Source organism: Mucilaginibacter sp., assembly GCF_035492695.1.
In the GTDB taxonomy this organism is placed as follows: Bacteria; Bacteroidota; Bacteroidia; order Sphingobacteriales; family Sphingobacteriaceae; genus Mucilaginibacter.
The window spans coordinates 57,869-70,992 of record NZ_DATJJC010000020.1 but is presented as its reverse complement, the minus strand read 5'-3'; the positions used below and the strand labels follow the sequence as shown (position 1 = coordinate 70,992).

The following is a 13,124-nucleotide window of genomic DNA, read 5'->3' as shown; positions in this document are numbered from 1 at the left end:
AACCGCTTTCCGAAAGAAAAAACGCCGACCGGGTCAAAATTTTTACCATCAATCTGCTAAATTTCATACCTTCGTTTTGCTAATATTTTTATCAAAATGAGTGTGGCTTTCCTGATCGTTTCCATTATTATACTGCTTATTGCTGTTTTCTTTTTCCTGAAAAAGCCCAGGGGGGTTGAGGGTATATCGGAAGATGAGCTGATAAAATTAAAAACAGAGAACGACCAGTTAAAAGTGGATGTAGCAACCCAGCAAGGCCGCGTTAATGGGCTTGTTTCTGAAAAGGAAAGCATCATCAGTTTGATGAAAGAGGAAAAGGACCGGCTTATAAATGAATTAACAACTGAAAGATCTAAACTTGACCAGGCCAACCAATCGCTTGAAAGTGCCCGTTCCTATTATAAAGCCCAGCAGGAAAAGATCCAGGAGCAAAAAGCAGAAGTTGAACAGATCAGGCAGAATTTTCAACGCGAATTTGAAAACATTGCCAATAAGTTGCTGGAAGAAAAGTCCCAAAAATTTGCTGAGACCAACAAAAATAATCTTGATGTTTTGCTTAATCCCTTGAAAGAAAACATAAAACTTTTTGAGGAAAAAGTGGAGAAGGTTTATAAAGCCGAGTCGGACGAGCGCAATGTGCTTAAGGGCGAGATAACGAAACTGATGGAGCTAAATAAACAGATCAGCGAGGAAGCCAACAACCTGACCAAGGCATTAAAAGCCGATACCAAAAAACAGGGAAACTGGGGCGAGGTAATACTCGATCGTATACTGGAAGCATCTGGCCTTATCGAAGGCGAAAGCTATACCAAGCAAGGTAAGGGACTCAATCTTGTTGACGAGGACGGTAACCGTTTTCAACCCGATGTGATCATCAACCTGCCCGATAATAAACATATTGTTATCGACTCAAAGGTGTCGCTTTTGGCGTACGAGAGGCTGGTGAACTGTGATACCGAAGAAGAACGGGAAAGTTATGTCAAACAGCACATCCTGTCCATTAAGGGTCACATTAACGGCCTGGGCGGGAAAAACTACCAGGATCTGTATGGGATCAATTCGCCTGATTTTGTGTTGTTGTTTGTACCTATCGAATCCTCATTTGTGATCGCTATCCAGCGCGATCTGGAGCTGTTTGAGTTTGCCTGGAACAAAAAGGTTGTGATGGTTACCCCATCAACGCTATTAGCCACGTTGAAGACCGTTGCGTCGATATGGAAGCAGGAACAACAAACAAAAAATGCTATCGATATTGCCACCAAAGCCGGTGCTCTATATGATAAATTTGTCGGCTTTATAGCCGATCTTAAAAAAATTGGCGACAATCTTGATCGCTCGAGAGACGCTTACAACGAAGCGTTCGGCAAGCTGTCAACCGGTAGCGGCAACCTGGTGGGTCGGGTGGAGGTACTGCGCAAGCTTGGCGCCAAAGCGACCAAACAGATCGACCAGAAGTTTATTGAAGAAGAATAGTTTTAATCAGTTGATCTCGGTGTGCGACGACATGACGATATCGGCAGTTCCGTCAACATTCACTTTTTCCGAAGTTACTTTTACAACCATTTTAAAATTAACATCCCTGGATAAAGGAAAATCATCCTTGATGCTGTAAACCAACTTACCAGAACCGCTGCCTGTTATATTTACCGTCGCTTTAGGTAAATTTAAATTGATATCCAGGTTGGGTATCAGGTCGAAATAAGCTTTTCCATCCGAAATACTAACTAATTTATAGGTTATCGCGGCATCAATTTTTATGCTGTTATCCCTGGTGATAGGAATATTCATCGGTGTACTTTGGGTAAATGAATCACCCGGCTTCAGCGCCTTTTCTGGGAATTTTATTTGTTTTTGAACCAGGCCCATCATTTGCCTCATTTTCATTTGGCTCGAATCACTGGTCTTCTTCCCCGCCACTGAATCGATCAAAACTGATAAATTCTCCTGGCTGGCCCGGCCAAACATTTTTATATTTTTTCCCGCAATATTTGGAGGTATTGGCGGCTGTTTTCCGCCAATATCCGCGAATATCGAGTCCAAACGAAAATCTGCTGTTAATGGCATCATTTTATCAGTACCTGCGGGTCCTGTTGCCATCTTGTCGGTCATGCCTATCTGAAAGTTGGCCTTAACAGGCTGTGTAATACCTTCAGAATTTAACTTATCAATAAAGCTCTGATCACCGCTGACATTTGCACTTATTTTCATACCCATCATAACCGACATGTTATAAACATGATTTGGCAGGTATCGTAATTTAAAAACAACGGCATCCTGAGCCTTCAGCTGAATAAAAGGCACAGACAGAAATGCCAGCAAGCATATCTTTTTCATGGTTTTAAGATTATAATAAGGTTATCTTTTACTTACTTATTTTAAACGCGTTCCATCCCTGTGCTTTCAGTTCATGAACCGTGCCGCTTTTTGTAACCAGGTTGCGCCCCGCGGATGCTTCTGTAATATACCCGATAAAACTTATATCAGCAAGATTTTTCATCTTGTCGTAATCAGCTTGCTTTATAGTGAACAGCAATTCGTAGTCCTCGCCGCCGCTCAATGCGCAAACTGTAGGGTCGAGGTTAAACTCGCGTGCCGTTTCATAAGTCATCGGGTCGATAGGTATCTTTTCCTCGTACAGATTACAGCCCTTATTACTCTGGCTGCAGATGTGCAGTACTTCAGAAGCCAGGCCATCCGAGACGTCTATCATAGCGGTTGGCTTTACATTAATGTCTCTCAATAATTCCACTATATCCATGCGCGCCTCAGGCTTTAATTGACGCTCGACTATATAATCTTTACCTTCCAGGTCGGGTTGGATGTTGGGGTTTTCAAGATAAACCATCTTCTCGCGTTCCAGTAACTGAAGCCCTGTATATGCCCCACCCAGGTCGCCCGAAACACATATCAGGTCGCCTTCCTCAGCGCCATTTCTGTAAACAATATTCTTTTCGTCCGCATGGCCCAGCGCAGTCACACTTATAACCAACCCCTGTTTTGACGATGTGGTATCGCCGCCTACCAGGTCCACTTTATATTTTTCACAGGCCAGGTAAATACCTTCGTATAATTCTTCAACGGCTTCAAGCGGAAATTTGCTGGATATACCCAACGAAACGGTCACTTGTGTAGCAATACCGTTCATAGCATAAATATCGCTCAGGTTTACTTGTATGGCCTTATAACCTAAATGTTTAAGCGGTGTATAGGCCAGGTCAAAATGGATACCTTCCAACAGCATATCGGTAGACACCAAAGCTTTTTTCCCGGCAAAATCTATCACAGCGGCATCATCTCCAACGCCCTTTACCGAACTTTTTTGTTTTAAGTCTATCTGTTTGGTCAGGTGGTCTATCAACCCAAATTCGCCTAATGATTCTATATTGGTTTTTTCGCTGTTTTCGAACATAGTAATTATGATTATACCGATTTCTGTTTGATTGCGCCGATTTTTTTAACCGGCCACCGTCATAATCCGGATACAAAAATACGAAAAGCTAATTCACTTGCCGTTCTTAAATATATTCGTAACAATTATGATATAGTTTAAAAAATTAACATGCGGTTAATGAGCAATGGTCAATTTAGCCAAAAATTAATATGCCCATGAAACAAAGAATATTCCTCTTTTCCGTATGCCTACTGTTTATTATTGCAGGTTGTAAAAAAAATGATAATCCAACTAGCCCACCTAAACAGCCGGACACCCCCAAACAACCGGCTAAGTATACCATTACCGAAGATTTTGAAACAGGCACTAAAACAGCCTATGCTGACGCCAAAGTTAATCTTACAACGGGTGAATGGGATTTTAACGACGCTTTGTTGGGTAACCTTGCTGGCGATGCTAAAGACGGGAATAAATCGGTACGGGTGCGCGATGGCAGTTTGACCATGGATTTTGACATTGACTCTCTGAAACAGATCAGCATTAAACACGCAAAATATGGCTCGGACGCCAATTCGACCTGGCAATTACTGATGTCAACGGACGGAGGATCAACATTCACCCAGTTGGGAACCGATATTAACGAAACTTCGACCACCCTGGCCGTTGACTCTTTCCAGGTTACTACTTCAGCTAAAGTCCGTTTCAGAATACAAAAAAGCGGGACAACAAGGATAAATATTGATGATATAATTTTTAAAGGCGCCGGCGACCCCGGCATTACCGTGGGCCCTCCTGATACAGGTGGTTCCGATACTACAGGAACAACGCAACCTACTAACGACCGTGGTATAACTGCTGGTCCGGATGCGCCACCCACAACCGGCGATAATAGCGACCTGCTGCTCGGAAACCCCTCAGATGCCCAAAGCAGTATCGTTTTTATAGATAATTACTTGCTGGACCAAAAGTATTATACAGAATCGTACAGCAGCACGCGTGGCACGCCTAATTGGGTTAGCTGGCATTTGGATGCAACTAATATAACCCAGGCCACTGGCAGGCTCGATAATTTTGCCGGCTTTAATGGCTTGCCGACGGGTTGGTACGAAGTACAAAGTAATAGTTATTCCGGTTCGGGTTTTGACAGGGGGCATAATTGTCCTTCGGCCGACAGGACAAGTTCGACCGGTGCTAATTCGGCGACATTTTTAATGACCAATATGGTGCCGCAGGCTCCCCAGAATAACCAACAGACTTGGGCAAACCTGGAAAATTATTTGCGGGAACAAGTGGTTTCGGGAAACGAGGTTTATATTATAATGGGAAGTTACGGCACAGGAGGAACGGGTGCTAACGGCAGCGCCACAACCATCAACAGCGGACATGTAACCGTTCCGGCTAATATCTGGAAAGTAGCTGTTATACTGCCTGCCGGTAATAATGATATCAACCGCATCACCAGCAGCACCAGGGTTATCGCAGTAAATACTCCCAATATCAACTCCATAAATTCCGACTGGACAAAATATATAGTTACTGTACGGGATATAGAAACTGCAACAGGCTACAATTTATTATCAGCATTGCCGCAAGGTGTGCAGGATGTTATTGAGGTTAAAAAAGATCCTGGAAATTAATTTTTTACACCGATCCCGGGTATAAGGATCGGTGTACACTTTTATAAGCCTAACCTGGCCGATATATCCAGCATCCTTTCGATAGGTTTTACTGCTCTTTCAATAATATGCTCCGGAACTGTAACTTCCGGCATTTCATTTTTTATACACAGGTAAAGTTTTTCCAGTGTATTCCTTTTCATGTGGGGGCAATCGTTGCAGGCGCAACTATTATTTGGCGGCGCCGGGATGAATATTTTATCAGGGTTATCCTTTTGCATCTGGTGAATGATACCCGACTCAGTGGCTACAATAAACTCCCTTTCGGGACTTTTAGTAGCATATTTCAATAACCCGGTTGTCGAACCAATATAATCAGCCAATTTAAGAATCACATCCTCGCATTCAGGGTGTGCTAATAATTTGGCGTTCGGATAACGCTCCTTTAATTTGGTTATTTTTTCTCTTGAAAATATCTCGTGAACCATGCAGGCTCCGTTCCATAGCACCAAATCCCTGCCGGTTTTTTTTGCAACATACGCGCCTAGATTTTTATCCGGCCCGAAAATGATCTTTTGATCTTTAGGCAGGCTCTCCACAATTTGCACTGCATTGCTGGATGTACAAACGATATCGCTCAATGCCTTCAATTCCGCCGTGCAGTTCACATAAGTAATAACCAGGTGATCGGGATAATTCTCCTTAAATTTTCTGAACAAATGTGGCGGACAACTGTCGGCTAACGAGCAGCCAGCTTTTAAGTCGGGTAAAAGGACTTTTTTTTGCGGCGATAATATTTTAGCTGTTTCGGCCATAAAATGGACCCCGGCAAATACAATAACATCGGCATCAGTTTTAGCTGCTTGTTGCGATAAACCCAGGCTGTCGCCAATATAATCAGCAATATCCTGTATATCGGGTTCCTGGTAATAATGAGCCAAAATAACCGCATTCTTTTCCTTTTTTAATCGTTCAATCTCTTCAAAAAGATCAAGTGTCGGGTCGATGTATTCGTCCACAAAACCTTTTACATTGAGTTCATCTAAGGTATTCATTTCAACAATTCAATTAATAACAATACTTTATATATATAAAAAAGAACTATTGTTATTGGTGTGTTAACTCTGTTTAAAATTAGTGATACAAACCCGGTCAAAAGTTGTTTATAAAATCTTTTCAACAAATTTTAATAGATTTTTAAATTCTATTTTATTGATTTAAAGACTTATGTAATTATATAAAAATACTTTTAAAACCTTATTTGTTAATAGTTTCAGCGTGTTAAAAATGTTAATTATGCCCGAAAACGGACGCAAAAATCGCTCATAAAATAGTGGGTAAATCCATCTGAAAGTAAGTTTTCAACCGTTTTATTATTTATTGATTTTTTACTTACACAAAATTAACACCTTTTAAAGCTCTTTCTAACATAAGCCGTACTTTTACACACATATACTTGAAAAATGACTAGAACTTGTGATTTCCTGGTAATAGGGTCGGGGATAGCCGGGTTAAGTTTCGCGCTCAAAGCGGCAAAGCACGGTAAGGTACTGATAGTTACAAAATCGAATGAAGATGAGTCGAACACTAAGTATGCCCAGGGCGGGGTTGCAGTAGTTGTTGATAAAAAAGAAGATTCGTTTGAGAAACATATAGAAGACACCCTGGTAGCGGGCGATGACCTGTGCGATAAGAAAACGGTGGAGATTGTGATAAAAGAAGGTCCCGCGCGTATTCGCGAAATTATTGACTATGGAACCAATTTTGACAAGACAAACGAGGGCATATACGACCTGGCAAAAGAAGGCGGTCACTCCGAGTTCAGGGTGTTGCATTATAAGGATATTACAGGCTGGGAAATAGAAAGAGCACTGCTCGATCAGATACATCTGAATCCGAACATTACCATATTAACACACTACTTCGCTGTTGACTTGATAACCCAGCACCATTTAGGGCAATTTGTAGATAAGTCGACACCTGATATTAATTGCTATGGCGTTTACGTGCTTAATACGGTGAATGGACACGTGGAAAAGATATTATCGAATGTGACCGTAATGGCATCAGGGGGAGCCGGGCATATTTATTCCATAACCACCAATCCTACCATTGCAACCGGTGACGGAGTAGCTATGGTTTACCGGGCGAAAGGCAAGGTGAGAAATATGGAATTTATCCAGTTCCATCCTACAGCTTTATATAATCCCGGAGAATATCCTTCATTCCTTATATCTGAGGCAGTTCGCGGGTTTGGGGGGATATTAAAACGTACCAATGGCGAAGAATTTATGCAGGAGTACGACGAGCGTAAATCATTAGCACCCAGGGATATTGTGGCCAGGGCAATAGATAACGAAATTAAGAGATCGGGCGAAGATTATGTATACCTGGATATAAGACACCGGGCCAAAAAGGATATTCTTGCACATTTCCCTAACATCTACGCCAAATGCCTGGAGATAGGTATCGATATGACCAAAGATATGATACCGGTGGCACCGGCCTGTCATTATATGTGCGGCGGTATTCTGGTGGATCATTCAGGACGATCGTCCATTACCAGGCTCTATGCCTGCGGCGAATGCTCTTCAACAGGCCTGCACGGCGCTAATCGGTTGGCGTCCAATTCGTTACTTGAAGCTTTGGTATTTGCCCACCGCATTTATGAAGATGCCGTTAAAAACTTTGAGAAAAATATTATCCCGGAGAATATACCCGATTGGAACGAACAGGGTGTGCAGTTGTCCAACGAGGATATCCTGGTTACACATAACGTTCGCGAGATGCAAAAAGTGATGAGCGATTATGTAGGTATAGTGCGTTCTGATTTCAGGCTCGACCGGGCGATGCGCAGGCTGCATTTATTGTATGAGGAAACAGAAGAGTTTTACAAAAGAACTAAACTGTCGGTAAAACTATGCGAGCTGCGCAATTTGCTGCAGGTATCTTATATTGTGGTAAAATCGGCCATGCTCAGGAAGGAGAGTAGGGGATTACATTACACGACTGATTATAAAGTACATGCAGAGCCGGAGCATGATACAGTGTTTTAATATTTATGGGACTATTATCAATTTTTAAAAGGAAAAAGGAAGATCCGGGAGTAGTAACAGTGCCGTCAAATGGTGCAAATGCCCTGGCCGATGGTATTTTATTTGAAGAGGAAGGTATTTTTCTGAAGTGGGGCGTTGATATTGAGGCAGATAAGTTATATGTTAAGAAGGAATTCAGGGCTGACCGTACTATTTATCAGTGGGGAGAGCGAACTATATTAAATGGTTTAAAATTGCCTTTAAAAACAGTTTGCTGGAATCATAAGCAACATGGAGATACGAAATCCTTAGAGTCCGTCGAATTTTTAAGTGAAGAAATGGATGCTGAAGGTCAATTTAAAACAATTCGAGACCATTTGGATGCCATTTTAGGCAAATCCAGGCAAGATGAGGACATGGAACCTGGCGAAATAGCGCTGGAATGGCGCATAAAAGCGGTAAAAGTCGCTCTTAATCTTTATAACAAGGAGCGGCCAAAGATAAAATTTGAGATCGGGTGGTGGGTGTAAATAGGAGCGGAAAACGGGATTCGAACCCGCGGCCTTCAGTTTGGGAAACTGATGCTCTACCAACTGAGCTATTTCCGCTTTTGTAGGCCAAACATAATAAATTCAATCAATAATACAGTAAACTGATAATTCAATAATTCAAATATGCCCGTTATACTGCCTGTAAAGGATAAAAGCCCGGTTTGGGGCGACGACTGTTTTATTGCTGAAAATGCAACTATTGTGGGTGACGTAGCAATAGGTAACAACTGCTCGGTTTGGTTCAATGCAGTTATCCGTGGCGATGTGAACTATATCCGCATTGGCGACAACACCAATGTACAAGATGGGGCTGTGATCCATTGCACTTACCTTAAAGCTGCCACCGGGATTGGCAGTAACGTTTCTATCGGCCATAATGCATTGGTGCATGGCTGCACCCTGAAAGATCATGTATTAATAGGCATGGGGGCTATTGTGATGGACCATGCCGTTGTGGAAGAGTTCGTGATCATCGGGGCTGGCTCTGTAGTGCTGGAGAACACCATTTGCGAATCCGGCTACCTTTATGCAGGCACACCTGCAAGAAAGGTAAAGCCATTAAGCCAGGAGCAAAAGGATATGCTGAGGCAATTGCCACATAATTACATTATGTATTCCAGCTGGTTTAAGGAACAATAGGCTCTTTGGGTATATCCAGTGTTTCTTCGGCATCCCAGTTCGAACGGAGCACAATTTCCTTGCTGTACTGCCAGATGTTTTCGGGGTATTGCCTTTGTTTCACGTTGCCGCTGTCCCATTTCCCGTTTTTGTTGGTGTCATATACAACCCGGATATAATATTTACCAATGCGGTAGTTTTTATAATTGAGGGTAGTTTTGTTGGTAACAGGATCGGAGTGTACCACCTTCTTTTCCGAATTCAACAATTCAACCACATAAGCCTTTGATGTATCTGGTATGCTTACTTTAACAGCCAGCTGCCCATAATTTTCGGTTTTATCGGGCTGGAATAGCGTTGCAAGTTTTTTGCTTTTATCACCGTAAATATCGGTTAAAGCGTCATCGTTAAACACCAGCTGATACTGGCTGTTTTGCTTCCAGGGGTATTTGATAAATAATTTATGCGTGTTGGCGGTATCGCGCGTTATTTTGAGATTGGAGATCCTGACAGAGTCCTCACTTAAGGCAATCAGTGACTGGTCAAAGTTCTGTAAGGGGGTACTGGAGGTAACTACTAGGTCGGTGTTAGGCTGGAGCTTCCTGTCCGGACTGATGTTATATTGCAACTTAATGATCCGCTCGTAACTTTCTTTGCGGGCCTTACGCAGAGTAACAGTGTCAAAAGGTTTGTTGTTTTGGATCATCGCGACCTTGATCGAATCAAAATCCATCGAACGCATGTAAATGCCTATAGTGTCACGGGTAGGGTTGATGTCTACGATCTTTTGGCTATTAAGCGCGGCGGGGTCAATAACTTTGACCGACGGGTTTTCGACAGGCTTGTTAAATGTAAAAAAAAGCTTGCCATCAAGGTCAAAACGACGGTCGACAACTCTCAGCTTTTCGGGGTCCTGTTTAAATAAGCTGAGATGGATGTTTGATGTATCTTTATTTAAATGGATAGAGGCCTTCAGAAAACCGACAAGCTCTTTTTCATTGTCATATACTTTGTTTGGATTATCTTCTTTCAAAGCATAAATATGGTAGTCTTCGGCATGAAGGTTATTGAGCGAGAAATTTCCGGAAGTGTCGGTTGTAGCGAAAATCGAAGGTTTCTTTTTGCCGAAAAGCGTGTCTTGTTTAACCGGGAAAAGCATTACTGTTGCGTCCTTTACTTTTTCGCCGGTTAGTGAGTTTTTCACGTCACCCGAAATACTTAGCGAGTCGATATGGGGACCGGTGGAAAAAACGTAAGTGAAATTCTCGAGGACGTTATTTTCATTTACGTCAGCAATGGCCTTTCCAAAGTTGATAACATAAGTGGTGTTTTTTTCAAGCGTATCTTTAAAGTCGACAACGATCGATTTTTTGCTGACCTTAAACGTTGGGGGCTTTTCCTGCGTAGGGCTTATGATAATTTCCTGGAATGGATTCTTAAGATTGAAATATTCGTCGAAGTCGAGACGTATTTGTTTCTCCTTAAAATTCCTGGTCATATTTGGCGGTGTTGCCTTGAGCAATTTCGGCGGCGTACGGTCTTTTGGTCCGCCCGCCGGCTTCTGGATGCTGGCGCAGCCAAAAATCAGCAAAAGGACGACGAGAAACGCGAGATTTTGTGTAGAAAAATATGACTTTTTATTTAACCCCATTTTTAGCCGCTATAAATGATTTTTATCTTTTTATGAAGATTATCATTCGGAATTAAAAATAATGCGTTTAAAACAAAATTTATAATTTATTGATAATCAGATTATTGTGATTTATCGTGAAATGTGCACCATCAAAACAGAGATATCGGATGGCGAAACGCCCGAAATCCGCGAAGCCTGTCCTAAGGTCCTTGGTTTTATCTTCATCAGTTTTTCGCGGGCTTCTTTTGACAAAGACACCAGTGACTGATAATTGAACTCAGGGTTGATCTCCTTGTCTTCCATTTTCCGCATCTTTTCTACGATATCCATTTCCTTCTCAAAATAACTCTCGTATTTGATTTTTATTTCAGCCTGCTCAATAGTTTCCTGGTCAAAGTTTTTCAGGAGTGCATCGAGGGAAGTGTCAGCCTTTCTAAGATCAGCTAGTGAAACCTGGGGGCGGCTGATCAAATTAAACATCTTTATATTTTGAGAAAGTGAGGTGGTGCCGAGTCCTTCAAGTAATGAATTAACAGAAGCAGCTTCTACCGATACCTGTTTGGTAAAGGCGACGATCTTGTCCGAGTCCTGAATTTTCCTGGTTACCTTATCCATCCGCTCGTCGTTGATCAGACCCAAATCATAACCAATTGGAGTCAGCCTGATGTCCGCGTTGTCCTGTCGAAGCAGTAAGCGGTGTTCAGCCCTTGAGGTGAACATGCGGTAAGGTTCCTCTGTTCCTTTCGTTACCAGGTCGTCTATAAGTACACCGATGTATGATTCCGAGCGCTTCATAATAAGCTCGTGTTTGTCATGGACTTTTTGATGGGCATTTATGCCTGCAATAAACCCTTGCGACGCAGCTTCCTCGTAACCGGTGGTTCCATTGATCTGCCCGGCGAAGAATAAGTTGTTCACGAGTTTGGTTTCCAACGTTAGGTTAAGCTGGGTGGGTGGAAAGTAATCATATTCGATTGCATACCCGGGTCTGAATATTTTTGCATTTTCGAAGCCGGGTATTTGAATTAAGGCACGATATTGAACGTCTTCCGGAAGTGAAGTAGAAAAGCCGTTTACATATATCTCAACGGTATTGAAGCCCTCAGGCTCGACAAATATCTGGTGACGCTCACGCTCGGCGAAGCGATTGATCTTATCTTCAATAGAAGGGCAGTAACGCGGACCAAGACCCTTGATACGCCCGGTAAACATGGGTGATTTTTCAAAACCTTCTTTTAATGTTTCGTGTACTTTAGGGTTGGTATAAGTTATCCAGCAACAGCGTTTTTCCGTCGGGCGTTCCACATCTGTAAAGGAAAAACGGCCAGGATTTTCATCGCCCCATTGCTCTTCCATTACACTATAATTAAGGCTGCGGCCATCTACCCTTGGCGGCGTGCCCGTCTTCATACGACCAGCTTCAAAGCCTAATTCAACCAATTGTTCGGTCAGGCCAGTGGCGGCTTTCTCAGCCGTACGACCCCCACCGAAACGTTTTTCACCAATATGAATTAATCCATTGAGGAAAGTTCCATTCGTAAGTACTACGGCGTCGCATTCTATCTCAATGCCCAGCGATGTCCGTACCCCGTTTACAGCATTGCCCTTTACTATAATAGAGCTAACCATATCCTGCCAGAAATCGACATTCGGCGTTTGTTCCAAAGCCAGGCGCCATTCTTCGGCAAAGCGCATCCGGTCATTCTGCGCGCGCGGGCTCCACATAGCAGGGCCTTTCGACAGGTTCAGCATGCGAAACTGGATAGTTGTTTTATCCGAAATAATACCCGAATAGCCGCCCATAGCGTCAATCTCACGTACAATCTGACCCTTGGCCACTCCGCCCATGGCAGGATTGCAGCTCATCTGGGCGATAGTACCCATATTCATAGTTATAAGCAAAACAGATGAACCCAGGTTAGCGGCAGCCGCAGCTGCCTCGCATCCGGCGTGTCCCGCACCAACAACTATAACATCATATTTCTTAAACATTCTTCCTCCATGTTCCACGTGGAACGTACAAAGTTAAATCAATCGCGTGATGTTCCACGTGAAACTTTAAATAATGATATCAGCGCTACAATGCTCCAAATGCCTTCTAGTATAACAAAAGGGTAGAACCGTACTATATAAGATGCGTAGCAGCAGATGCCAGCGCCTAAAAAGTTCATCAGGATATAGGCCTTGCTATCTGCCGAAAGCTTCTTATTCAGATTAAGAAAAAACGCGATCAATAAAATGATAACGCCTATGGAGGCTATAATATCTGATGTTTTCATG

11 protein-coding genes and 1 tRNA gene are annotated in these 13,124 nt (G+C 42.7%); 5 read left to right on the top strand and 7 right to left on the bottom strand.

Annotated elements, in window-relative coordinates:
- Positions 1–96: 96 nt before the first annotated feature.
- Complete coding sequence (gene rmuC / locus VL525_RS13240) at positions 97–1,473, top strand: DNA recombination protein RmuC (protein ID WP_325387324.1); 1,377 nt, start codon at positions 97–99, stop codon at positions 1,471–1,473.
- A 6-nt stretch (positions 1,474–1,479) separates the two neighbouring features.
- Here the strand turns inward: rmuC and VL525_RS13235 are convergent, their stop codons facing one another.
- On the bottom strand, positions 1,480–2,334 hold the full coding sequence (locus tag VL525_RS13235) for a hypothetical protein (protein WP_325387322.1): 855 nt from the start codon (positions 2,332–2,334) through the stop codon (positions 1,480–1,482).
- Positions 2,335–2,362: 28 nt separating this feature from the next.
- Positions 2,363–3,409, bottom strand: coding sequence for a thiamine-phosphate kinase (gene thiL / locus VL525_RS13230; RefSeq protein WP_325387320.1), 1,047 nt, complete (start codon positions 3,407–3,409; stop codon positions 2,363–2,365).
- 197 nt (positions 3,410–3,606) lie between these two features.
- On the opposite strand from thiL, the gene VL525_RS13225 reads away from it, so the two are divergent.
- Positions 3,607–5,028, top strand: a complete 1,422-nt coding sequence (locus tag VL525_RS13225; RefSeq protein WP_325387318.1) for a DNA/RNA non-specific endonuclease — start codon at positions 3,607–3,609, stop codon at positions 5,026–5,028.
- Between the two features lie 41 nt (positions 5,029–5,069).
- Here VL525_RS13225 and nadA read toward each other — a convergent pair whose 3' ends face one another.
- The gene (gene nadA, locus VL525_RS13220; protein ID WP_325387316.1) at positions 5,070–6,062 is read right to left on the bottom strand and encodes a quinolinate synthase NadA; all 993 of its coding nucleotides are present in this window, start codon (positions 6,060–6,062) and stop codon (positions 5,070–5,072) included.
- Positions 6,063–6,470: 408 nt separating this feature from the next.
- Between nadA and nadB the strand changes: the two genes are divergently transcribed.
- Complete coding sequence (gene nadB / locus VL525_RS13215) at positions 6,471–8,063, top strand: L-aspartate oxidase (RefSeq protein WP_325387314.1); 1,593 nt, start codon at positions 6,471–6,473, stop codon at positions 8,061–8,063.
- A gap of 5 nt (positions 8,064–8,068) precedes the next feature.
- Positions 8,069–8,572: a hypothetical protein gene (locus tag VL525_RS13210; protein ID WP_325387312.1), complete on the top strand. Its 504-nt coding sequence runs from the start codon at positions 8,069–8,071 to the stop codon at positions 8,570–8,572.
- 5 nt (positions 8,573–8,577) lie between these two features.
- Here the strand turns inward: VL525_RS13210 and VL525_RS13205 are convergent.
- Positions 8,578–8,650: transfer RNA gene (locus VL525_RS13205), tRNA-Gly, on the bottom strand.
- A 66-nt stretch (positions 8,651–8,716) separates the two neighbouring features.
- On the opposite strand from VL525_RS13205, the gene VL525_RS13200 reads away from it, so the two are divergent.
- Positions 8,717–9,232, top strand: a complete 516-nt coding sequence (locus VL525_RS13200; RefSeq protein ID WP_325387310.1) for a gamma carbonic anhydrase family protein — start codon at positions 8,717–8,719, stop codon at positions 9,230–9,232.
- Here the strand turns inward: VL525_RS13200 and VL525_RS13195 are convergent.
- From VL525_RS13195 to VL525_RS13185, 3 genes are all read right to left on the bottom strand, one after another.
- Positions 9,219–10,862: an Ig-like domain-containing protein gene (locus VL525_RS13195; protein WP_325387308.1), complete on the bottom strand. Its 1,644-nt coding sequence runs from the start codon at positions 10,860–10,862 to the stop codon at positions 9,219–9,221. The genes VL525_RS13200 and VL525_RS13195 overlap by 14 nt on opposite strands.
- Positions 10,863–10,973: 111 nt before the next feature.
- Positions 10,974–12,836, bottom strand: a complete 1,863-nt coding sequence (gene mnmG, locus VL525_RS13190; protein ID WP_325387306.1) for a tRNA uridine-5-carboxymethylaminomethyl(34) synthesis enzyme MnmG — start codon at positions 12,834–12,836, stop codon at positions 10,974–10,976.
- A gap of 38 nt (positions 12,837–12,874) precedes the next feature.
- Positions 12,875–13,123 (bottom strand): CBU_0592 family membrane protein, encoded by a 249-nt coding sequence (locus VL525_RS13185; RefSeq protein ID WP_325387304.1) that lies wholly within the window; start codon positions 13,121–13,123, stop codon positions 12,875–12,877.
- Position 13,124 lies beyond the last annotated feature (1 nt).